This is a genomic window from Streptomyces sp. NPDC014870, assembly GCF_043081505.1.
Classification (GTDB): domain Bacteria; phylum Actinomycetota; class Actinomycetes; order Streptomycetales; family Streptomycetaceae; genus Streptomyces.
The window spans coordinates 915,996-937,560 of record NZ_JBIBWQ010000001.1 but is presented as its reverse complement, the minus strand read 5'-3'; the positions used below and the strand labels follow the sequence as shown (position 1 = coordinate 937,560).

The 21,565-nt window shown below is 72.4% G+C and carries 27 protein-coding genes and 1 riboswitch; of the genes, 15 read left to right on the top strand and 12 right to left on the bottom strand.

Features of this window, described 5'->3' with window-relative positions; genetic code table 11:
* Positions 1–113 precede the first annotated feature (113 nt).
* The 3 genes from ACF09C_RS03945 to ACF09C_RS03935 all read left to right on the top strand — a co-directional run bounded on the left by ACF09C_RS03945 (position 114) and on the right by ACF09C_RS03935 (position 1,214).
* Positions 114–524: a Fur family transcriptional regulator gene (locus tag ACF09C_RS03945; RefSeq protein WP_362417411.1), complete on the top strand. Its 411-nt coding sequence runs from the start codon at positions 114–116 to the stop codon at positions 522–524.
* A 94-nt stretch (positions 525–618) separates the two neighbouring features.
* Positions 619–846 (top strand): antitoxin, encoded by a 228-nt coding sequence (locus tag ACF09C_RS03940; RefSeq protein WP_392088328.1) that lies wholly within the window; start codon positions 619–621, stop codon positions 844–846.
* Positions 843–1,214, top strand: coding sequence for a fic family toxin-antitoxin system, toxin component (locus ACF09C_RS03935; protein ID WP_392088325.1), 372 nt, complete (start codon positions 843–845; stop codon positions 1,212–1,214). The genes ACF09C_RS03940 and ACF09C_RS03935 overlap by 4 nt, the downstream gene beginning before the upstream one ends.
* A 33-nt stretch (positions 1,215–1,247) precedes the next feature.
* On the opposite strand, the gene ACF09C_RS03930 is transcribed toward ACF09C_RS03935, so the two are convergent.
* The 5 genes from ACF09C_RS03930 to bioB form a co-directional block, all read right to left on the bottom strand.
* On the bottom strand, positions 1,248–1,916 hold the full coding sequence (locus tag ACF09C_RS03930; protein WP_392088323.1) for a class I SAM-dependent methyltransferase: 669 nt from the start codon (positions 1,914–1,916) through the stop codon (positions 1,248–1,250).
* Between the two features lie 53 nt (positions 1,917–1,969).
* Positions 1,970–2,314: a VOC family protein gene (locus ACF09C_RS03925; RefSeq protein WP_392088321.1), complete on the bottom strand. Its 345-nt coding sequence runs from the start codon at positions 2,312–2,314 to the stop codon at positions 1,970–1,972.
* Between the two features lie 74 nt (positions 2,315–2,388).
* Entirely contained in the window at positions 2,389–3,087 is a 699-nt protein-coding gene (gene bioD, locus ACF09C_RS03920; protein ID WP_392088318.1) for a dethiobiotin synthase, read from the bottom strand.
* Positions 3,088–3,140: 53 nt separating this feature from the next.
* The gene (locus tag ACF09C_RS03915) at positions 3,141–4,421 is read right to left on the bottom strand and encodes an adenosylmethionine--8-amino-7-oxononanoate transaminase (RefSeq protein ID WP_392088316.1); all 1,281 of its coding nucleotides are present in this window, start codon (positions 4,419–4,421) and stop codon (positions 3,141–3,143) included.
* Positions 4,414–5,724: a biotin synthase BioB gene (gene bioB, locus ACF09C_RS03910; RefSeq protein ID WP_392088313.1), complete on the bottom strand. Its 1,311-nt coding sequence runs from the start codon at positions 5,722–5,724 to the stop codon at positions 4,414–4,416. Before bioB ends, ACF09C_RS03915 begins: the two co-directional genes overlap by 8 nt.
* A 144-nt stretch (positions 5,725–5,868) precedes the next feature.
* On the opposite strand from bioB, the gene ACF09C_RS03905 reads away from it, so the two are divergent.
* Positions 5,869–7,038: an 8-amino-7-oxononanoate synthase gene (locus tag ACF09C_RS03905; protein WP_392088310.1), complete on the top strand. Its 1,170-nt coding sequence runs from the start codon at positions 5,869–5,871 to the stop codon at positions 7,036–7,038.
* Positions 7,039–7,195: 157 nt separating this feature from the next.
* Positions 7,196–7,636 (top strand): ATP-binding protein, encoded by a 441-nt coding sequence (locus ACF09C_RS03900; protein ID WP_392088308.1) that lies wholly within the window; start codon positions 7,196–7,198, stop codon positions 7,634–7,636.
* A 178-nt stretch (positions 7,637–7,814) separates the two neighbouring features.
* Here the strand turns inward: ACF09C_RS03900 and ACF09C_RS03895 are convergent, their stop codons facing one another.
* The 3 genes from ACF09C_RS03895 to ACF09C_RS03885 all read right to left on the bottom strand — a co-directional run bounded on the left by ACF09C_RS03895 (position 7,815) and on the right by ACF09C_RS03885 (position 9,744).
* Positions 7,815–8,291, bottom strand: coding sequence for a C40 family peptidase (locus ACF09C_RS03895; RefSeq protein WP_392088306.1), 477 nt, complete (start codon positions 8,289–8,291; stop codon positions 7,815–7,817).
* A 3-nt stretch (positions 8,292–8,294) separates the two neighbouring features.
* Positions 8,295–8,493, bottom strand: a riboswitch (cyclic di-AMP (ydaO/yuaA leader).
* A 315-nt stretch (positions 8,494–8,808) separates the two neighbouring features.
* Complete coding sequence (locus tag ACF09C_RS03890; RefSeq protein WP_392088304.1) at positions 8,809–9,114, bottom strand: hypothetical protein; 306 nt, start codon at positions 9,112–9,114, stop codon at positions 8,809–8,811.
* Positions 9,115–9,120: 6 nt separating this feature from the next.
* Positions 9,121–9,744, bottom strand: coding sequence for an ATP-dependent Clp protease proteolytic subunit (locus tag ACF09C_RS03885; protein WP_392088302.1), 624 nt, complete (start codon positions 9,742–9,744; stop codon positions 9,121–9,123).
* 55 nt (positions 9,745–9,799) lie between these two features.
* On the opposite strand from ACF09C_RS03885, the gene ACF09C_RS03880 reads away from it, so the two are divergent.
* Complete coding sequence (locus ACF09C_RS03880; RefSeq protein ID WP_392088300.1) at positions 9,800–10,075, top strand: type II toxin-antitoxin system Phd/YefM family antitoxin; 276 nt, start codon at positions 9,800–9,802, stop codon at positions 10,073–10,075.
* An 83-nt stretch (positions 10,076–10,158) separates the two neighbouring features.
* Here the strand turns inward: ACF09C_RS03880 and ACF09C_RS03875 are convergent, their stop codons facing one another.
* A complete protein-coding gene (locus tag ACF09C_RS03875; RefSeq protein WP_392088298.1) occupies positions 10,159–11,148 on the bottom strand; it encodes an ABC transporter permease in 990 nt (329 codons plus the stop codon).
* A 105-nt stretch (positions 11,149–11,253) separates the two neighbouring features.
* Between ACF09C_RS03875 and ACF09C_RS03870 the strand changes: the two genes are divergently transcribed.
* From ACF09C_RS03870 to ACF09C_RS03835, 8 genes are all read left to right on the top strand, one after another.
* Complete coding sequence (locus ACF09C_RS03870; protein WP_392088296.1) at positions 11,254–11,874, top strand: TetR/AcrR family transcriptional regulator; 621 nt, start codon at positions 11,254–11,256, stop codon at positions 11,872–11,874.
* Between the two features lie 137 nt (positions 11,875–12,011).
* The gene (locus tag ACF09C_RS03865; protein WP_362357112.1) at positions 12,012–12,314 is read left to right on the top strand and encodes an urease subunit gamma; all 303 of its coding nucleotides are present in this window, start codon (positions 12,012–12,014) and stop codon (positions 12,312–12,314) included.
* Positions 12,315–12,330: 16 nt separating this feature from the next.
* Positions 12,331–12,696, top strand: coding sequence for an urease subunit beta (locus ACF09C_RS03860; protein ID WP_392088294.1), 366 nt, complete (start codon positions 12,331–12,333; stop codon positions 12,694–12,696).
* Entirely contained in the window at positions 12,689–14,410 is a 1,722-nt protein-coding gene (locus ACF09C_RS03855) for an urease subunit alpha (RefSeq protein ID WP_392088292.1), read from the top strand. Before ACF09C_RS03860 ends, ACF09C_RS03855 begins: the two co-directional genes overlap by 8 nt.
* A complete protein-coding gene (locus tag ACF09C_RS03850; protein WP_392088289.1) occupies positions 14,410–15,108 on the top strand; it encodes an urease accessory protein UreF in 699 nt (232 codons plus the stop codon). Before ACF09C_RS03855 ends, ACF09C_RS03850 begins: the two co-directional genes overlap by 1 nt.
* A gap of 67 nt (positions 15,109–15,175) precedes the next feature.
* On the top strand, positions 15,176–15,853 hold the full coding sequence (gene ureG, locus ACF09C_RS03845) for an urease accessory protein UreG (protein WP_392088287.1): 678 nt from the start codon (positions 15,176–15,178) through the stop codon (positions 15,851–15,853).
* Positions 15,850–16,593, top strand: coding sequence for an urease accessory protein UreD (locus ACF09C_RS03840; protein ID WP_392088284.1), 744 nt, complete (start codon positions 15,850–15,852; stop codon positions 16,591–16,593). Before ureG ends, ACF09C_RS03840 begins: the two co-directional genes overlap by 4 nt.
* Before the next feature lie 131 nt (positions 16,594–16,724).
* Positions 16,725–18,302, top strand: a complete 1,578-nt coding sequence (locus ACF09C_RS03835; RefSeq protein WP_392088282.1) for an alpha/beta hydrolase — start codon at positions 16,725–16,727, stop codon at positions 18,300–18,302.
* A gap of 53 nt (positions 18,303–18,355) precedes the next feature.
* Here the strand turns inward: ACF09C_RS03835 and ACF09C_RS03830 are convergent, their stop codons facing one another.
* A complete protein-coding gene (locus ACF09C_RS03830; protein WP_392088280.1) occupies positions 18,356–19,387 on the bottom strand; it encodes an NAD-dependent epimerase/dehydratase family protein in 1,032 nt (343 codons plus the stop codon).
* Between the two features lie 64 nt (positions 19,388–19,451).
* Complete coding sequence (locus tag ACF09C_RS03825) at positions 19,452–20,183, bottom strand: lysophospholipid acyltransferase family protein (RefSeq protein WP_392088277.1); 732 nt, start codon at positions 20,181–20,183, stop codon at positions 19,452–19,454.
* A gap of 86 nt (positions 20,184–20,269) precedes the next feature.
* On the opposite strand from ACF09C_RS03825, the gene ACF09C_RS03820 reads away from it, so the two are divergent.
* Entirely contained in the window at positions 20,270–21,301 is a 1,032-nt protein-coding gene (locus ACF09C_RS03820; protein WP_392088274.1) for a DUF3048 domain-containing protein, read from the top strand.
* Positions 21,302–21,307: 6 nt separating this feature from the next.
* Here ACF09C_RS03820 and ACF09C_RS03815 read toward each other — a convergent pair whose 3' ends face one another.
* Positions 21,308–21,517: a hypothetical protein gene (locus ACF09C_RS03815; protein ID WP_392088709.1), complete on the bottom strand. Its 210-nt coding sequence runs from the start codon at positions 21,515–21,517 to the stop codon at positions 21,308–21,310.
* Positions 21,518–21,565 lie beyond the last annotated feature (48 nt).

Sequence of the window (21,565 nt, the reverse complement as noted above, 5' to 3'; positions counted from 1 at the left end):
GGACAGAGTCCAAGTCAAGAAGCACGCCAACCCTCTACCCGATCGGAAAGCCTGCCGTCCCTGGGTGAACGTCGTGTGTCCCGCCGAAAACCAAGCTGAATGGGTGAACCGAAATGAGCGACCTGCTGGAGCGACTGCGTGGGCGTGGCTGGCGGATGACCTCCCAGCGGCGCGTCGTGGCCGAGGTCCTCGACGGCGACCATGTGCACCTGACGGCCGACGAGGTCCATGTCCGCGCCGCCGAGCGGCTGCCGGAGATCTCCAGGGCGACCGTCTACAACACGCTGGGCGAGCTGGTCTCCCTCGGCGAGGTCGTCGAGGTCTCCACCGACGGCCGGGCCAAGCGCTACGACCCGAACGCCCACCACCCGCACCAGCACCTCGTCTGCTCCCGCTGCGGCACCATCCGGGACGTCCACCCGCACGGCGACCCGCTGGCCGACCTGCCGGCGGGGGAGCGCTTCGGCTTCACGGTCTCGACGGCCGAGGTCACGTACCGCGGGCTCTGCCCGTCCTGCGCGTAGCGGAACCGGGGCCTGGCGGAGGGGCGCGGGGACGGACGCGGGTCTTGCGCCGCCGCCCTTGCCGGTGCTAGCACCCCGGCGCTAGCGTGGTCGTGTGGCCAAGACCCAGTTGAACGTCCGGGTGGACGAGACGACCGCCGACACCGCCCGCCGGCGGGCGCAGCAGCGCGGCGTGAGCGTCAACCGGTACATCGAGGAACTCGTCCAGCAGGACGCCGGGGAGTCCGGGCGCGCCTTCGTCGAGGCGGCGGCCGATTTCATGAAGCAGTACGAAACGGTCTTCGCCGAGGAGTTCGGGACGGAGCGCGACCGCACCGCATGAGCCTCACGGTCGACCTCTCTTGGCTGCTCATGGTGGCCGAACACCAGACACCCGGCGACCCCCAGGTCTCCGACTGGGGCGCGCTCGTCGCCGCGGTCGGCCGGCACGACGCCGAGATCTTCGGCGTGCCGGTGTACGGAGACCCGCACGCCCGCGCCGCCGCCCTGCTCCAACTCCTGCTGCACGTCCCGGCCCTGGAGCACTCCAACGCGATGTTCGCCTCGGCCGTCGCCTACGGCTACCTCGTCGCCAGCGGCCTCAAGGTCGTCACCTCGCCGGAGCAGGTCAGGGACCTGGCCCGGCTGGTGAAGAAGGGCGAGGCGGACGTCCGGGCCATCGCCGACGAACTGCGCCAGTGGAGCCGCTGAGGCACCCGATCGCTCAGCTCAGCTCGACTCAGCTCAGCTCTGCTTACGCGCCGTGCCGAGGACGCAGTACGAGCTGGGCAGCTTCGGACCGCCCTCCGGGACGACGAAGCTGCGGTACGTGACGTCCTCGAAGCCCGCCGCCTCGATCGCCGCCACCGGGTCACGGCCCGTGTGGCAGCCGCCGAACAGCAGCGGCCACACCGTGCGGTCAAGCACCCGCTGGGTCCGCGCCATCCCCGCCGACGGCGCCACTCCGTGCTCGAAGAACCGCAGTTCGCCACCCGGCCGCAGCACCCGGCGCACCTCCGCGAGCGCGCGCGGCACGTCCCGGACCGTGCACAGCACCAGCGAGGCGACCGCCGCGTCGAAGGCCTCGCTCTTCACCGGAAGCGCCTCCGCCGCCCCCGGCACGACATCCACCGGCACATCGGCGCCCCGGGCGGCCTCGACGGCCAACTGCCGCAGATGACGCTCCGGTTCGATGGCCACCACCTCGGACACGGCCGCAGGGTAGTACGCGAAGTTCAGCCCGTTCCCCGCGCCGACCTCGATGACCCGGCCGGAAAGACCGGTCAGCAGCTCCGCGCGCAGGGCGCCGACGCCGCCCTTGGTGTCGGCGGAGACGCTGAAGCGGGCGTAGAAGCGGGCGAACAGCGGATGGTGGACGGCGTCCCGGGGGACCCGGGCGGTACGTGATGACATCGGGGCCTCCTCGTGAGACACGAACGGGGTGATTCTGCCCCGTTCCGCCCCGTTCAGCCCGCCACGAAACAGAACTCGTTGCCCTCGGGGTCCAGCATCACCTGGAAGTCGCCCTGCTCGTCGGTGACGAGTCCGCCCGAGCGCGCGGCCCCCAGGAGGACGGCCTCGTCGGCCGCCGCAATCACATCGGGCGCGTGCAGGTCCAGATGGAGCCGGTTCTTCGCGACCTTGCCCTCGGGCACCTGCTGGAAGGCGATCCGGACGAAGCCGGGCGGCTCGACGTACGACCAGTCGGGGCTCCGGTCGACCGGACTGCCGCCGAGCAGTCCGGCCCAGAACCGCACCAGCGAGGCCGGGTCACCGCAGTCGAAGACCAGCTCCGAGACGTGTACGCGCATGGCACAAGCCTACGGAGACCGGGCGGACCGCGGCGACCGAAGGGCCTTGAGAGGGCCTAGCCGCCCTCCGGCCGTCAGAGCGTGTCCGCCGCCCAGGTCCCGCCGAGCGCCGGGGCCAGCCACCGCGCCGCCTCCGCCCGGAACACGTCCGGGTCGAGACCGCCCGCGCCCTCCGGCACCGCACCGAGCAGCGGTGCTCCCGCCGCCTCCGGCAGGTCGGCCAGATTGCAGCGCGAGGCGAGGTCCGGTGCGGACGGCCAGCTGCCGACCACGACGCCGAGCTGCTCGATGCCGCGCGCCGCGAGGGCCTCGGCGGTCAGCGCGGTCGAGTTGAGCGTGCCGAGTCCGGCGGGCGTCACCACCAGGACCGGGGCCCCGAGGAGCCGGGCCGCGTCGGCGAGCGTGCCGCCGTCGTGGTCGAAGCGGACGAGGAGCCCGCCCGCGCCCTCCACGAGGACCAGATCGTGCTCGGCGGCCAGCTTGCCCGCCGCCTCCGCGACCTCACGCGGGCCGACCGGGGTCATCGCGGCCCGCCGGGCGGCGGTCGCGGGAGCCAATGGCTCGGGGAACCGGGCCAGTTCGAGCGAGGTCGCGGCCCCGGAGAGCCGGACGACCTCGTCCGCGTCCCCGCGCTCGCCCGGCGCGAGGCCGGTCTGCGCGGGCTTGAGCACGGCCACGGACCGACCCTCGCGGGTGGCCACGGCGGCCAGGGCGGCGGTGACGATCGTCTTGCCGATCTCCGTACCCGTACCACTGACGACGATGATGCTCATGTGTGTGCAGTCCTCTCCGATCGGCCCGTCGCGGCCGGCTCCGTGCGATGTCCTCAGCCCGCCGCGGCGGCGGCGCGGACCCCCGCGCAGATCCGCGCCAGGTCCTCGTCGCCGGTCACGAACGGCGGCATCGTGTAGATCAGGTCGCGGAACGGCCGCAGCCAGACGCCCGCGCGGACCGCCGCCTCCGTCGCCGCGGCCATGTCGACCTCGTGATCGAGCTGGACGACACCGATGGCGCCGAGGACCCGTACGTCACGGACCCCCGGCAGCGCGGCCGCGGGCGCCAGGCCCGCGCGCAGACCGGACTCGATCCGCTTGACCTCCACCGCCCAGTCCTGGGAAAGGAGCAGATCGATCGAGGCGCAGGCCACCGCGGCGGCCAGCGGATTGCCCATGAACGTCGGCCCGTGGGCGAGGACCGGGACCTCGCCGCGCGAGATCCCCTCGGCGACCCGGGAGGTGCAGAGCGTCGCCGCCATCGACAGATAACCGCCGGTCAAAGCCTTGCCCACACACATCACATCGGGCGAGACGCCCACGTGGTCCGCCGCGAACAGGGCGCCCGTACGGCCGAAGCCGGTCGCGATCTCGTCGAACACCAGCAGGACGTCATGCGCGTCGCACGCCTCCCGCAGCACCCGGAGGTACTCCGGCGCGTGGAACCGCATGCCGCCGGCGCCCTGCACCACCGGCTCCACGACGACGGCCGCCGTCTCGTCCGCGTGCCGGGCGATCTCGGCCCGCAGCAGCTCCGCGTACCGCTCCTCGTACGCGACCGGCGGCGCCTCGACGAAGATCTGCCGCTGCAGCACGCCCGACCACAGCTCGTGCATCCCGCCCTCGGGGTCGCACACCGACATGGGCTGCCAGGTGTCGCCGTGGTAGCCGCCGCGCCAGGTCAGCAACCGCTGCTTCTCCGGGCGCCCGACCGAGCGCCAGTACTGCAGGCACATCTTGGCCGCGACCTCGACGGAGACCGAACCGGAGTCGCTGAGGAAGACGTGCCGCAGCGGCTCGGGGGTGATCTCCACCAGACGCGTCGCGAGCCGGACCGCCGGCTCGTGGGTGAGTCCGCCGAACATGACGTGGCTCATCCGGTCCAGCTGACCGCGTGCGGCCTCGTTGAGCACGGGGTGGTTGTAGCCGTGGATCGCGGACCACCACGAGGACATGCCGTCGATCAACTCGGCCTGTCCGTAAGCCGGTTCGGCGAGACGGAGGCGCACCCCGGACGCGGACGCGACGACCAGCGGATCCACGCGTCCCGGCATGGGGCCGTACGGATGCCAGACGTGCGCCCGGTCAAGGGCGACGAGCTCGTCGTTACGCATTCGGCGCGAGGTCCGTTCCGGCGCCGCGACGGCGCACGGCCACCAGGTCGGTCCGGGCGTTGGACGCGTCGGCGGCGACCTGCGTCGGCACCTCGGCGTCGGACTGAGCGACCGGCTCCGGGGCGGCCGCCGCCGCGTGGCCGCCGCACGGCCCGCAGCCGCCGCCGCCCGCGTGCGAGCCGCAGCCGCCCGCGCCGGCCTCCGCGCCCGCCTCGGCGTGCGAGCCGCAACCCGCCGACGCCGCCGAGCCACAGCCACCGGCCGCACCGGCCGCGGCGCCCGCCGCCGCGAGCGCGTCCGCACGGTGCGCGGGCAGCGTGGTCGTGCCCGCGCCCTCCACCTCGAAGCCCGCGTCCGCGATCATGTCCAGGTCCGCCTTGCCGGCCTGGCCCTCGCTCGTCAGATAGTCGCCGAGGAAGATCGAGTTCGCGATGTTCAGCGCGAGCGGCTGCATCGAGCGCAGGTGCACCTCGCGCCCGCCCGCGATCCGGACCTCGACGTCCGGGCAGACGAACCGGACCATCGCCAGGATCCGCAGGCAGCGCTGCGGGGTGAGGTTCCACTCCTTCGCCAGCGGAGTGCCCTCGAAGGGGATCAGGAAGTTGACCGGCACCGAGTCCGAGTCCAGCTCGCGGAGCGCGTAGACGACGTCGACCAGGTCCTCGTCGCTCTCGCCCATGCCCGCGATCAGCCCCGAGCAGGCCGAAAGACCGGCGGCGTGCGCCTTCTGCACGGTGTCCACCCGGTCCGCGTAGGTGTGGGTGGTCGTGATCTCCCCGTACGTCCCCTCGGACGTGTTCAGGTTGTGGTTGTAGGCGTCGGCGCCCGCCTCGCGCAGCCGCTCGGCCTGACCGTCCGAGAGCAGCCCCAGGCAGGCACAGACCTCGACGCCCTCGTTCTGCTCCTTGATGGCTTCGATCGTCTTCCCGACCCGCTCCACGTCCCGGTCCGTCGGCCCGCGGCCGCTCGCCACCAGGCAGACCCGCTTGGCCCCGCCCGCGACACCGGCGGCCGCCGCCTGGGAGGCCTCGTCCGGCTTCAGCCAGCTGTACTTCAGGATCCCGGCCGTCGAGCCGAGCCGCTGCGAACAGTACGAGCAGTCCTCGGGGCACAGCCCCGACTTCAGATTGACGAGGTAGTTCAGCTTCACGCGACGCCCGAACCACTGGCGGCGCACCTTGCCCGCCGCGGCCACCACATCGAGCAGTTCGTCGTCGGAGGTCGCCAGCACGGCGAGCGCTTCTTCACGGCTCGGCAGCTCGCGCCGCAGCCCCTTGTCCACCAGCGTGTTCAGCAGGTCCATAAGGGCTGATCCTTGCTTACGGCACACCCCGCGGCCAAGGAGGATCTGAACAAACGCGCCAGTTTGACGTGTGTGGATGACCACACCCTGTCCCTGGCCCCGGACGGTTAGGGTCTGTGCGCTGCCTACAAAAGGATCTGGCCCATGCACCGGGACGAGGACACCCGCCGGACCCCGTTCGACTGGACCGACGCGGAGGCGCGCCGCCGTGCGGAGGCGGGACTCGTCCGCACGCTGCGGCCCCGGTCCGCCGAGGCGGAGCCGCTCGATCTGGCGAGCAACGACTACCTCGGACTGACCCGCCGGCCGGAGGTGACCGAGGCCGCCGCCGAGGCCGCCCGGCGCTGGGGCGCGGGGTCCACCGGCTCGCGGCTGGTCACCGGTACCACACGGCTGCACGCCCGGCTCGAAAGCGAACTCGCCGCGTTCTGCGGCTTCGAGGCGGCCCTCGTCTTCTCCTCCGGCTACACCGCCAACCTCGCCGCGCTCACCGCGCTGAGCGGGCGTGACGCGCTGATCGTCTCCGACGCGGGCAACCACGCCTCGATCGTGGACGGCTGCCGGCTCTCGCGCGCCGAGACGGCCGTGGTCCCGCACGCCGAGCCCGAGGCGGTACGCAAGACCCTCCAGGCCCACCCGGACCGCCGGGCGCTCGTGGTCTCCGACTCCGTGTTCTCGGTCGACGGCGACCGGGCCCCGCTGCCCGAGCTGGCCGAGGTCTGCCGGGCGCACGGCGCCGGGCTCGTCGTGGACGACGCCCACGGCCTCGGCGTGCTCGGCGACGGCGGCCGGGGCGCCCTGCACGCGGCCGGCCTCGCGGGCGACCCCGACGTGGTCGCCACCCTCACCCTCTCCAAGTCCCTGGGCAGCCAGGGCGGAGCGGTGCTCGGGCCGGCCCGGGTGATCGAGCACCTGGTCAACGCGGCCCGGACGTTCATCTTCGACACCGGGCTCGCCCCGGCCGCCGTCGGCGCCGCCCTGAGCAGCCTGCGGGTGATCCGGGACGAACCCGGTCTCGCCGAGCGGGCAAGGACCGTCGCCGCCACGCTGCACCGGCTGCTCACCGAGGCCGGTCTGACCGCCGTGCGCCCGGACGCTGCCGTGGTCTCCGTCCGCGCGCCCTCGCCGGAAGCGGCGCTGCGGTGGGCCGCCGACTGCCGCGAGCAGGGGCTCGCCGTCGGCTGCTTCCGGCCGCCGTCCGTCCCGGACGGCATCTCGCGGCTGCGGCTCACGGCCCGCGCGGATCTGACGGACGCCCAGATCGAGCAGGCCGTCACCACGATCCTGCGGACCGCACCGGCGGCCTCCCACTGACGGGACCCAAATACGGTCTCTCGTCGCAGAGTTCACCGCTTCGAGCGACAAATATGCACATATCTTGGTGGATCGCCGGGCGGGGCGGGGCGATCGGTGGCAGTCTGGCGCGCAGTGCAAACCGGGCCGGGCCCGGTGGGAAAGGGACAGCGTCGCCATGGCAGACCACCAGGAAGCAACCGTCACCCTGCCGAGCGATCCCGCCTCGGTGTCCGCCGCCCGGAGATATGTCGCCGACGTCCTGAGCGGATGGGGGCTCGCGGGCGCCGGCGACACCGCCGACACGGTCCGGCTGATCGTCTCGGAGCTGGCAACCAACGCCGTCCAGCACACCTTCGGCCAGTCGCCCACCTTCACGGTCGACGTCCGCCTGGAGCGCGAGGAGCAGCTCCACATCGGCGTCACCGACAGCCACCCCCGCTGGCCGAAGCGGCTCCCGGCGGCGGTGCAGCAGGACAACGGACGCGGGATGGTCATCATCCGCATCCTGACGGCGGAGGCGGGGGGCAGGCTCTCCGTCACCCCGACCGACGAGGGCGGCAAGACGGTCTGGATCAAGCTCCCCTGGACCGTCTCGCCGGCGACGTCCCCGATCTGAGGAGCGACGGGTGCGGCGGCGCCACCGCACCCGTCGTCGCGTCAGGCCGGTCCGGTCGTCACCGGACCCGGCCGTATCGCGTCAGGCTGGTCCGGTCGTCACCGGACCCTGCCGTATCGCGTCAGGCTGGTCCGGTCGTCACCGGACCCTGCCGTATCGCGTCAGGCTGGTCCGGTCGTCACCGGACCCGGCCGTAATACACCTTGGACGTCCAGATCTTGTCGAGCTTCACCCAGGAACCCTTCTTGGGCGAGTGCCAGATCTTTCCGCTACCCGCGTAGATCCCCACGTGGTAGACCCTTCCACCCGAGTGGAAGAAGACCAGGTCCCCCTTCTGCCTGCTGGACGCGGAGATGTGCCGGGTCTTGTTGTACTGCTGCTGCGCGGTACGGGGCAGCGACTTGCCCGCCTTCTTGTACGAGTAGAGCGTGAGCCCCGAGCAGTCGAACCGGGTCGGTCCCGACGCTCCGTACTTGTAGGGCGATCCCTTCTTGGAGGCCGCGATGTTCAGCGCCTTGCCGGCGTACGACGTCGCGGCCTGGGCCTCCGGTGCGGCACCTGGTGCCAGCATCGTGCCGCCGAGGGCGGCGAGGGTGAGAGCCGAGACGGCTCCGGCCCGGGACAGCAGGGACGGGACATGAATCTGCGCAGTCATGCGCAACCCTTCGTCAGCCGCCTGTGAAGGATGACCTGTCGGGTTCGGGCTGGCGAAGTCGCCCGGCCGCGGTCGCGGCTTCACCCCGAGGAACGGCCCGTTCGTGCCGGCCGTCCCGTACTGCTCGGGTCCTCCACTCCTGCCGATCCACTCCTGTCGACCAGACATCCGGGACAGCGGCAGGACTCGGCGTCCGCCCGGACCGCCCCGCCGCGGTGGCGGGGGCTTGTCGTCGTGAGGGATCTTGACCCACAACCTGGGCGAAATCCGAGCCGAAACGGCGTTATGTGAGGCTCCTCACGACTGATCCATTCGGGTGGACAGGCATGTTTCGTGATCGTCGGAGGTTTGGCGGACGAGTCCCGGACCAGGGGTGGAAGGCCCGAATTCCGCCAGATGCGTACACCTGTTGCGCAACTCACCCCGCGCATATGTCGATTCGTCGACTACGCCGAACGGGGGAGCGATTCTGCGGCCGCGCTGCTCCGACCGGCCCTCGACACGACACGGGGGAATGTCAACTCGCGGGTGTCCCCGGAACGGTGACGCGCCCGGACCGGCGCTCCCCGTCCAACACCCGCAGGGCACGCGCCAATGTCTCCGCGTGCACCTCGCTCTCGCCGCGCGTATGCATCGCCGTCAGTGCGTCCCGCAGGGCGTTGGCCCGCCCCACCAGCGCCTGAGCCGCCCGCAGCGCTCCATAGGTATGCGACGCCCTGGATGGATTGATACGGCCCAGCAGATCGACGACTTCGAGATAGGCGTCGATGAACTCGCCCTCGGCGCGCGTCAGGGCGGGCAGCGGCGGCAGTTCGGGAACCATCCCGGCTCACCTCCCGGCGGCGCCGCCGGACGCCCCGCGGTTCTGGACGACATGGTCCACCAGGCCGTACGCGGTCGCGGCGGTGGCGTCGAGGACCGTGGTCCGGTCGATGTCGGCGTCGATCCGCTCCCGGCTCCGGCCGGTGTGCGTGACCAGCATCCCGGCCAGCATGGCGCGCTGCCGGAGCAATTCCCGTGCCTGGATGTCGAGATCGCTCGGCTGCCCCTGCAACGGCTCGTCCATCGAGGGCTGCTGGAGCACGACCCGAGCTCCGGGCAGCGCGAGCCGCTTGCCGGGCGCGCCGGCCGCGAGCAGCACGGCCGCGGTCGAGACGGCCTGCCCGAGGCAGGTGGTCTCCACCTCGCAGGTGACGACCTGCATCGTGTCGTAGATCGCGGACATGGCGCTCATCGAGCCGCCGGGGGAGTTGATGTAGAGCGCGATGTCCCGGTCCGGATCGGCGTACTCCAGGTGCAGGAGCTGTGCGATGACGTCGTTGGCCGAGGTCCCGTCGATGGGGGTGCCCAGGAAGACGATGCGGTTCTCGAGCAGCTTGGAGTACGGGTCGAGGGTCCGGCTCCCGAAGCTATTGCGCTCGGTGAACTCGGGCAGGACGTAGCGAGCGTGCATGGCGGCGCCTCCCTGTAAAAAATGTACAGGACGTACAGGTCGTAAGATGAGGAGCATGGCCTACGAGATTCCGGTGACGCAAGCACGTGCAGAGCTCGCCGACCTGATCAACCGCGTGGTGTACGGCAACGAACGGGTCGTCGTGACCCGCCACGGCAAGCCGCTCGTGGCGCTGGTCTCGGCCGCTGACCTGGAACGACTCGAAGCGCAGCAGGAGACGGCCGAGGATCTGGCGGGCAGCGTGGTCTCCGAGATCCACCCGCTCTCGTCCGCTCCGGGTGAACAGGGCCGCTTCGGCATCGCGGCGCGCCACCGCCCGCAAGGCACCTGAACGCTTCCGGCACGCCCGGCACATGAGAAAGCCGCGTGCCCCCGTCCGCTACAGCGGGGGCACGCGGCCGTACGAGAAGGGCGTCAGCCCACCGGCGCCGGTTCGGGTGCCGGGGCGGGCGTCGACGCGCCGGTCGCCGCCCGGCTGCGCGCGCCGCCCACGAGCACCGCGGCCAGCCCTGCCGCCGCCCAGGCGCCGAGGACGAGCAGCGCCGTGCCCGCGCCCGCCCCGTCGAAGAAGGCGACGGAGCGCAGTGCCGAACCGCCCGCGCCCGGCGGGAGCCACTGGCCGAGCACGCCCACCGGGGCCGGGAGGAGTTCGGGCGCGCTCGCGACGCCCGAGAACGGGTTGCCCAGCAGGATCATCAGCAGGGCCCCGACGCCGATGCCCGCCCTGCCGATGAGCGCCGCGAGCCCCGCGATGGCCGACCCGATCGCGAGCACGGTCAGTCCGAGGACCCCGGCCTCCGCCCACCAGTCACCGGCGAGCACGCCGAGCCAGCTGTGGGCGAGCGCGGCGCCGGTGAGCCCCGCGAGCGCCGCCGCGCCGAGCAGGGTGCCCGCCGCCCGTGCCCCGCGCAGACCGAGGACGGTCACCACGATGCCGGCGGCCGCGCCGGCCAGGACCAGCGGGAAGAGGCCCGCCCCGAACGCGCTGCCGCGCGGGTCGCCGGCGGGGGCCGGGACGACATCGGTCACCGTGAGCGGGGTGCCGGCCGGTACCTGGGCGGTGACGGCCTCGCGCAGCAGCCCGGCGACGACGGGGCTCGCGGCGGAGGCGGTCAGCAGTTCGGGTCCTTGCGGGGTCACGACCACCGCGCCGTATACGACCCGGTCCTGTATCGCCTCGCGGGCGGCGGCCTCGGACTCGTAGCGGTGCACGTCGAAGGCGCCGTCGCGGTCGGCGAGGCGCTGTTCCAGCGGGGCGGTGGCGGTGGCCGGACCCGCGACGCCGATGGGCAGGTCGCGCGGGGCGATCCGGGCGGCGGGCCAGGCGAAGGCCCACAGGGCCAGGGCCACGACGACCGGGATCAGTACCAGCACCGCGAGGGTCTTGCGGGTGGTGGCGGGCATGGCGGACTCGATTCAAAGAGAAGGATCGTTCGTTTTACCGACCCTGTCACTGTCCCGCCGGAGTGGTCGCTTGTCAAGAATGAATGTTCGTTTTAGGTTTTGGTCATGGCCCGTGTCTCTCAGGAACACCTCGACGCCCGCCGCCGTCAGATCCTCGACGGCGCCGCGCGCTGCTTCGCCCGCAACGGCTTCCACGCCACGTCCATGCAGGACGTCCTGACCGAGGTGGGCCTCTCGGCCGGCGCCGTCTACCGCTACTTCAGCGGCAAGGAGGAGCTGATCGCGGCCATCGCCGCCGAGGCTTTCACCGCCATACGGGGTGCTTTCGCGGAGGCCTCGAAGGCGACGCCGCCGCCCACGCCCGACGTCCTCCTCGGCGCGGTCCTGCGGCTCGTACTCGAGGAGCGGATCCCCGGCGCGGACCGCCAGGCCTTCGCGCGGCTCATCCTTCAGGTGTGGTCGGAGACCCTGCGCGACGAGGCACTGTTCCAGACCCTCGCGAGCGGCTTCGACGGCATGCGCGCCCTCTGGGCGGAGCTCGTGGACGTCTACCGCGAGACCGGGCTGATGACGGCCGACGTGGAGCCCGACCGGATGGCCCGCACCCTCATCGCCACCGCCCAGGGGTTCATCGCCCAGCAGGCGCTCTTCGGCGACGTGGACGTCGAGACGATCCAGGACGGCCTGCGCGGTCTCATGTCCATGGAGATGCAAAGCCCGAGTTAACGCGCCGGAAAAACTTCCGCCCTAACGTGCAATGTCTGGCCGGGCGGACCATCACCGCAGCTCAACAGAGTGTTGACGATCGGTAAGGTCCGCTGCTGTCCGGGGACCTGCCCGGTGGACGACTGTGAGGTGGAAGCGTGCAATTGACGCCGCACGAGCAGGAACGCCTGCTCATCCATGTGGCCGCCGACGTGGCCGAGAAGCGCAGGGCCCGCGGCGTGAAGCTCAACCACCCCGAGGCCGTCGCTCTCATCACCACCCACATCCTGGAGGGCGCCCGCGACGGCCGGACCGTCGCGGAGCTCATGGCCTCCGGCCGCAAGGTGCTCACCCGCGACGACGTGATGGCCGGGATCCCGGAGATGATCCACGACGTCCAGGTCGAGGCCACCTTCCCGGACGGCACCAAGCTCGTCACCGTCCATGACCCGATCGTGTGACGGGGGAGCGCCGCCGATGATTCCCGGAGAGATCCTTTTCGGTGAAGGTTCCGTCGCCCTCAACGAGGGCCGACCGGTCACCCGTCTCACCGTCCTCAACGCCGCCGACCGGCCCGTCCAGGTCGGCTCCCACTACCACTTCGCCGAGGCCAACCCCGGTCTCGCCTTCGACCGCGCCGCCGCGCGCGGCCTGCGGCTGCACATCGCCGCCGGCACGGCCGTGCGCTTCGAGCCCGGCATCCCGGTCGAGGTCGAACTCGTCCCGCTGGCGGGCCACCGGATCGTCCCCGGCCTGCGCGGCGAGACCGCGGGCCCCCTCGACACGGACGAGGCGCGGGCCGCCGACGACGTGATCCACGCGAACGGAGGCGACCGTGCCTGAGCTGCACCGCGCCGTCTACGCCGACCTGTTCGGCCCCACCACCGGTGACCGCATCCGGCTCGCCGACACCGACCTCCTCGTCGAGATCGAGGAAGACCGCTCCGGCGGCCCGGGCCGCGCAGGCGACGAAGCCGTCTTCGGCGGCGGCAAGGTCATCCGCGAGTCGATGGGCCAGGCCCGCACGACCCGGGCCGAGGGCGCGCCCGACACCGTGATCACGGGCGCCGTGATCATCGACCACTGGGGCGTGGTCAAGGCCGACATCGGCATCCGCGACGGCCGGATCACCGGCATCGGCAAGGCCGGCAACCCCGACACCATGGACGGGGTCCACCCCGACCTGGTCATCGGTCCGGAGACCGAGGTGATCGTGGGCAACGGCCGGATCGTCACGGCCGGCGGGATCGACACCCACATCCACTTCATCGCGCCGACCATCATCGACGAGGCCCTCGCCTCCGGCATCACGACCCTCGTCGGCGGCGGAACAGGACCCGCCGAAGGCACCAAGGCGACCACCGTCACGCCGGGACCCTGGCACCTCGCCGGGATGTTCGCGGCCCTGGAGAACTCCCCGGTCAACATCGGGCTGCTCGGCAAGGGCAACACGATGTCCCGCGAGGCCATGTACTCCCAACTGCGGGGCGGAGCACTCGGGTTCAAGATCCACGAGGACTGGGGTGCGACCCCTGCCGTCATCGACGCCTGCCTGACCGTCTGCGACGAGAGCGGCGCCCAACTCGCCATCCACACCGACACCCTGAACGAGGCCGGGTTCGTCGGCGACACCCTCGCGGCCATCGCGGGGCGCACCATTCACGCGTACCACACCGAGGGCGCGGGCGGCGGGCACGCGCCGGACATCATCACCGTCGTCTCCGAGCCGTACGTCCTGCCCAGCTCCACCAACCCGACCCGGCCGCACACCGTCAACACGATCGAGGAACACCTCGACATGCTGATGGTCTGTCACCACCTCAACCCGGCCGTCCCGGAGGACCTCGCCTTCGCCGAGTCCCGCATCCGGCCCTCGACCATCGCCGCCGAGGACGTGCTCCACGACCTCGGTGCCATCTCGATCATCTCCTCCGACTCGCAGGCCATGGGGCGCATCGGCGAGGTCGTCATGCGCACCTGGCAGACCGCGCACGTGATGAAGAAGCGCCGGGGCGCGCTGCCGGGCGACGGTCGCGCCGACAACCACCGGGCACGTCGCTATGTCGCCAAGTACACGATCAACCCGGCGGTGGCCCAGGGCCTCGACCACGAGATCGGTTCGGTCGAGACCGGCAAGCTCGCCGACCTCGTGCTGTGGGAGCCCGCCTTCTTCGGGGTGAAGCCGCTGGTCGTGCTGAAGGGCGGCCAGATCGCCTACGCGCAGATGGGCGACGCCAACGCCTCCATCCCCACCCCCCAGCCGATCCTGCCCCGCCCCATGTTCGGGGCCCTCGGCAAGGCGCCGGCGGGCAACTCCCTGAACTTCGTCACCCAGACCGCCATCGAGGACGATCTCCCCGAACGCCTCGGCCTGGACCGGAAGTTCGTCGCGATCAAGAACACCCGGCGGGTCACCAAGGCGGACATGCGGGAGAACGACGCCCTGCCCCGGGTGGAGGTCGACGCCGACACCTTCACCGTCACCATCGACGGCGAAGCCGTCGAGCCCGCCCCCGCCGAGGAACTGCCCCTCGCCCAGCGCTACTTCCTCTTCTGATGGCGTCCCCCGCGATCACCGAGGAGAGGGGCTTCGCCGGCCGGGCGGCGCTGCTCGTGCTCGCCGACGGGCGCTTCCCCGCCGGCGGACACGCCCACTCCGGTGGAGCCGAGGCGGCCGTCCGGGCCGGCCGGATCACGGACCCCGTGAGCCTCGCCGCGTTCTGCCGGGGCCGCCTCCACACCGCCGGGCTCACCGCGGCGGGCCTCTCCGCGGCGGCCGCCCACGGCCACGACCCGGAGGCCCTCGACGCCGCCGCCGACGCCCGCACGCCCTCGCCCGCCCTGCGGGCGGCGGCCCGCAGGCTCGGTCGGCAGATGATGCGGGCGGCCCGGTCCACCTGGCCGTGCGCCGAACTCGACGCGCTCGCCGCCGCGTTCCCCCGCGGCGCGCACCAGCCGGTCGTCCTCGGCTTCGCCGCGCGCGCGGCCGGGCTCGGCCCCCTGGACGCCGCGCACTGCGTCGCCTACGAGACGGTCAGCGCCCCGGCCACCGCGGCCGTACGGCTGCTGAGCCTGGACCCGTTCAAGGCCACCGCCGTCCTCGCCCGCCTCGCCCCGGAGATGGACCGGGTCGCCGAGCGGGCGGCACAGGCCGCCCAGCAGGGCATCGACGCCCTCCCGGCCGCCTCCTCACCCCTCCTCGACATCACCGCCGAACAGCACGCGGCCTGGCCCGTCCGCCTCTTCGCGTCCTGACCCCGCACCCGACGGGGCCTGTCGGCGCCCCCCCCAGGCCACCCCCTCACGATCAGCCGGAGGCACCATGCACCTCGACCACTCCCACGACCACATCGGCGCCGTCTCGGCCGACGCCCACCGCCCCGACGGAACGCGGCGCGCCCTGCGGATCGGGCTCGGCGGGCCCGTCGGCTCCGGCAAGACCGCGACCGTCGCCGCGCTCTGCCGCGCCCTGCGCGACCAGCTCTCGATCGCCGTCGTCACCAACGACATCTACACCCGCGAGGACGCCGACTTCCTGCTGCGCAACGCCGTCCTGCCGCCCGAGCGCATCCAGGCCGTGGAGACCGGCGCCTGCCCACACACCGCGATCCGCGACGACATCTCCGCCAACCTCGAAGCCGTCGAAGAGCTGGAGGACACCGTCGGCCCGCTCGACCTCATCCTGGTCGAGTCCGGCGGCGACAACCTGACCGCCACCTTCTCCAAGGGCCTGGTCGACGCCCAGATCTTCGTCATCGACGTGGCCGGCGGCGACGACATCCCGCGCAAGGGCGGCCCCGGAGTGACCACCGCCGACCTGCTCGTCGTCAACAAGACCGACCTCGCGCCGTACGTCGGCTCCGACCTGGAGCGGATGGCGCGCGACGCCAAGGAGCAGCGCGGCGACCTCCCCGTCGCGTTCACCTCGCTCACCGGCGAGCAGGGCGTCACCCCCATCGCCGACTGGGTCCGCGAGCAACTCGGCGCCTGGTCCGCATGAGCCTGAGCGCCACCGCCCGGATCGTCGCCGAGGCGGACGGGGGACTGCCGGTCCTCCTCAGCGACGGCCCCCTCGCACTCCGCAGGACACGGACCACCGGCCCGTACACGCGGGTCACCGTCGTCGGCGCGATGAGCGCCCCGCTCGGCGGCGACCGGCTCGCGATCGAGACGGAGGTACGCGACGGGGCCCGGCTCCTGGTCGACTCGGCCGCCGCGACCGTGGCCCTGCCCGGCCGCGCCGCCGAGCCGGCCAGGTACGACGTGCGGATCACCGTCGGCGCGGACGCCGAGCTGCGCTGGCTGCCCGAACAGCTCGTCTGCGCCCGCGGATCCGATCTCGTGATGCGCACCACCGTCGAACTCGCCGCCACCGCGCGGCTCGTGCTCAGGGAGGAGCAGATCCTCGGCCGCCACGGCGAGGAGACCGGCACGCTCCTCTCCCGTCTCACGGTCCACCGCGCAGGCCGCCCCCTGCTCGACCAGGAGGTCGCGTTCGGGCCCGGCGCCCCGGCCGGCTGGAACGGCGGGGCGGTCCTCGCCGGGCACCGCTCCGTCGGCCAACTCCTCGTCGTCGACCCGGTGTTCACCGAGAAGCCGGTGGAGCCCCGAGCGCTCGCGGAGAACGCCGTGCTCGCCCCGCTCGCCGGGCCCGGAGCGCTGGTCACCGCCGTCGCGACCGACGCGCTGGAGCTGCGCGGGGCCCTCGACGCGGCGCTCGACCTCCTCGCGCGGACGTGAGTTCACCGCTCAGCGGTACAGCCGTATCCGGTTATTGGTTCGGCAAAGAACGTGTGTACGCCCTTTCCCGCGCACCGGGCCGAACGAAAGGATCCCCCGGACAGACCGACACCCACAGGGGGAGGCATCACGTGAGACGCACGGCAGCGCTCGGTTCGGCAGGCGCTCTGATAGCCGGCACGCTCATGGCGGGCGCGCTGGCCGCTCCGGCCGCGAGCGCCGACCAGCGCCACCGGCCCGACGCGGAGGCCTACGGCACGGCGGTCGCCGCCCAGCGCGCCGCGCAGCGGGGCATCGACTGGCAGGACTGCCCGGCCGACTGGGGCCTGGAGAAGCCCATCCAGTGCGGCTGGGTCACCGTCCCCGTCGACTACGCCCGGCCGAACGGCAAGCAGATCAAGATCGCCGTCGACCGCATCGGCTCCACCGGCACCCCCGCCGAGCGCCAGGGCGCCCTGCTCTACAACCCCGGTGGCCCCGGCGGCTCCGGCCTGCGCTTCCCGCGCCGGGTCACCACCAAGAACGTCATCTGGGCGAACGCCGCCAAGGCCTACGACTTCGTCGGCTTCGACCCGCGCGGCGTCGGCCACTCGGCCCCCATCTCCTGTGTCGACCCCGCCGAGTTCGTCAAGGGCCCCAAGCTCGACCCGGTCCCCGACAGCGAGGCCGACAAGCGCGCCCAGCGCAAGCTCGCCGCCGAGTACGCCGCGGCCTGCGCCGAGAAGAGCGGCGACATCCTGCCGTACATCAACACCCGCAACACCGCCCGCGACCTGGACGTCATCCGGGCCGCGCTCGGCGAGAAGAAGCTCAACTTCGTCGGCGTCTCCTACGGCACCTACCTCGGCGCCGTCTACGGCACGCTCTTCCCGACGCACGTCCGCCGCATGGTGCTCGACAGCGTCGTCAACCCGTCGAAGGACAAGATCTGGTACGAGGCCAACCTCGACCAGGACATCGCCTTCGAGGGCCGGCTCAAGGACTGGATGACCTGGGTCGCCCAGCACGACGCCACCTACCACCTCGGCGACACCTACACCGAGGTCCGCGGCCAGTGGGACACCCTGCGCGCCGCCGCCAAGAAGAACCCCCTCGGCGGCAAGGTCGGCCCGGCCGAGCTCATCGGCTTCTTCCAGAACGCGCCCTACTACGACTCCATGTGGGCCCCGGTCGCCGAGGCCTGGAGCGCGTACGCCGCCGGTGACCCGCAGCCGCTGATCGACGCGGCCGCCTCCGACCCCACCGACACGGCCGGCAACGCGGCCTCGGAGAACGGCAACGCCGTCTACACCGCCGTCGAGTGCGCCGACGCCCCCTGGCCGACCAGCTGGAAGAAGTGGGACCGGGACAACACCCGGCTCCACCAGAAGTACCCGTTCATGACCTGGTCCAACGCCTGGATGAACCTGCCCTGCGCGACCTGGTCCACCCCGCGCCAGCAGCCCACCGAGGTCCGCACCCACAAGGGCCTGCCGCCCGTCCTCATCACCCAGTCCGAGCGTGACGCGGCCACGCCGTACGAGGGTGCGGTCGAACTGCACCAGCGCTTCAAGGGCTCGCGTCTCATCACCGAGCGGGACGCCGGCTCGCACGGCATCACCAACCTGGCCAACCCGTGCCTGAACACCCGGGTGGAGGCCTACCTCCTCACCGGCAAGCTCGACAGCCGCGACGTGACGTGCGCCCCGCACGCCACGCCCCAGCCGTAGCCAGAGGGTGAGGGGTGAGGGGCGGACCGCCCCTCACCCCTCACCGCCCCGCATCAGCGCGCCGCGAGCCAGGCGTCCTCGGCCGCGTAGTCGAAGAAGTCCACCCCGTACTTCACCAGACCGGGGAACGCCTCCCGCCACTCCTGCTCGGCCACCCGCCGGGACAGGTACGCGACCGTCTCCGGCAGCGAATCGGTGTACGACACCACCGGCCGGTACCCCAACTCCCGTTCCGCCGCTCCCATGTCGAAGACGACCGGGTGGGGCACCGCCCACGGGCTGTCGCCCACCACGCCCTCCGGCGCCCCTTCCATCAGCACCGTCTCGCTCTCCACGCCCATGACCGCGTCGATCGCCGCGCCGATCTCCGCGGCCGTCGGGGCCTGCGGATCACCGCCGTTGAAGACCCGGGTGCCGGGCTTCGCCGCGGAGAGGCGCACCAGCTCGCCCAGGTTGTCCACGTGCACCGGGTGGAACCGGGAGCCGCCCTCGTACGCCAGGATCCTTACCGGCCGCCCGTCGAGCGCCCGCTTGACGAACCACAGCTCGCGCGGCCCCGGGCAGTACGGCCCGTGGATCGCGCCCGCCCGCAGCACCGTCGTCGGCAGCGCCGCGCCCGCCGCGAGCAGCTCCTGCTCCAGGGCCACCTTCCGCGTGCCGTAGGACCCCTCGCCCGGCGCGACCGTCCGCCACGACTCCGGGATCGGCACCGGATAGGCGGGGAAGCCGTCCGGCTCGTCCTGGGTGTCGAAGTTGCGGCCCCGGTCGTCCTCGTACACCGCACCGCTGGAGACCACCACCGCCGAACCGATCCGGTCGGCAAGCGCCGTCAACTGCCGTGCGTGGCCCGCGTGGTAGGCGACGATGTCGACCAGCACGTCACAGCCGTCACCGAGCGCGGCGGCGAGCGCGCCCTCCTCGTCCCGGTCGACGGCCACCGACCGGACCTCCTGCGGCCACTCCTCGCCGCGGCCACCGCGCCGCGAGGCCGCCGTCACCTCCCAGCCGTCCGCGACGAGCGCCCGCACGGCCGCCCGCCCCACCTGTCCTGTCGCACCGAGCACGAAAGCGTGTCCTTGTCCCATGGAGGTGACGGTACGACGGCCGTGATCACCGGGCCCGTACCGTTCGCCGTGCGCGGATCCGCCGTCAGCGTCCCCGGCGCGGGAACTTTCCGCGCCCGCCGCTGTTCCGCGCCTTCGCCTCCTGCTCGGCGGCCTTCACCTTGACCGCGTAGTCGTCCACGTACTCCTGCCCGGACAGCGCGAGGATCTCGTACATGATCTCGTCCGTCACCGCGCGGACCGCCGCCTTCTCGCCCTCCATGCCGGCGTACCGGGAGAAGTCGAGCGGGGCGCCGAACCGGACGGTGACCCGCTTGATCCGGGGCACCACCTTGCCGGGCGGCTGGATCTCGAAGGTCCCCACCATCGCGCAGGGGATCACCGGCACCCCGGCCGTGATCGCCATCACCGCCACGCCGACCTTGCCCTTGTAGAGCCGGCCGTCGTGCGAGCGCGTGCCCTCGGGGTAGATGCCGAGCAGCTCGCCCTTGGCCAGCACCCCGAGCCCCTCACGGATCGCCGCCTGCCCGGCCTCCTTGCCGGAACGGTCGACCGGGATCTGCCCGGCGCTGCGGAAGAACGCCGCGGTCAGCCGGCCCTTCAGACCGGGCCCGGTGAAGTACTCCTGTTTGGCGAGAAAGGTGATCCGCCGCTTCAGGACGACCGGCATCAGAAAGTGGTCGGAGAACGACAGATGGTTGCCGGCGACGATCGCCGCGCCCTCCGCCGGAACGTGCTCCAGACCCTCGATACGCGGCCGGAAGACCAGCCTCAGCCACGGGCCGAGGAGGACGTACTTCAGGACGTGATAGAACACCGACGGCCCCCGTCTCGTTCGAGCGTTGCTTATTTGTAACCACTCGCGCGACCCTGGTCCACACTGGAGACGGAGAGTGGGTCCTGATGGCTGCCGAACGCCGTCGCACACCGCGACACATACGGCCCGGCGCAGCCGTCACCGTGCTGATGTGCGCGGTGATGACCGCCGGGTTGTACGGTTGCGCCGACTCGGGCACTCCGGAGCCGACCCCGACACCCACGCCGACGGCTCCTACCCCCACCCCGACAAGACCCGCACCGCAGGGCCTCTCGCCCTTCACGGGACTCCCGGCCCGTCCCGCCCCGGTCCTCGCCGTCAAGATCGACAACGTGCCGCCGGCCCGTCCGCACACCGGCCTCGGCTCGGCCGACCTCGTCTACGTCGAGCAGGTCGAAGGCGGCCAGACCCGCCTGCTCGCCGTCTACTCCACCGAGCTCCCGGACCGGATCGGCCCCGTCCGCAGCGCCCGCGAGTCCGACATCGAGCTTCTGCGCCAGTTCGGCCACCCGGCGCTCGCCTACTCCGGCTCCCAGACCGCCCTGAAACCCCTGCTCCAGGCCGCCCCACTGGACGCCCTGCCGCCCGAGGACGCCCCGGGCGCCTACCTCAGGGACCGGGGGAGGGCCGCGCCCCACAACCTGTACGTGCTGCCCGGGCGCGCCCTGGCCGCGGCATCCGACGTGGAGAACGCCAAGGACATCGGCTTCCGCTTCGGCCCGGCCCCCGCGGGCGGCGAGGCGGTCAACGAACGGACCGTGCGCTTCCCCGCCTCGCGCTACACCTTCACCTGGTCCCCGGCGGAGAAGGGCTGGCGGGTCGCGATGGACGGGCGGGCCGCCCGCACCACCGAGGCGGGTCCGGTCACGGCGGCGACGGTGGTCGTGCAGTACGTGACCATACGGTCGTCCCGCTTCCACGACGTGCTCGGCAGCGTCTCCCCGTACACCGAGACGGTCGGCAGCGGCAGCGCGCTCGTGCTCCGCGACGGGCGCGCCCACGAGGCCCGCTGGAGCCGCCCCACCGCGACGAACGGCACGGCCTTCACCACCCCGGACGGCACACCCCTCAACTTCGCCCCCGGCCCCACCTGGGTGGTCCTCGCCCCGCGCGGCTAGCCGGCGCTAGGGCTGCGGTCCTGGCCTGCCCGGGCCCCGGGGGCGCGCCCCGGCCGGTGCGGAGCTGTCGGCGGCCGCCATGCCGATGGTGACCACACAGAGCACCACCAGGCCGAACCAGAGCCAGCCGCTACTGCCGAGCGCCACCGTGTACGCCGTCGTCAGCACCAGGGCCGCGACGGTGATCACGCTCATCGCCTTCGTGGGACCGGACATCTGTCCGCCCTCCTCCCGACGGGTCCTTCACGCTCATCGTGACCCCTG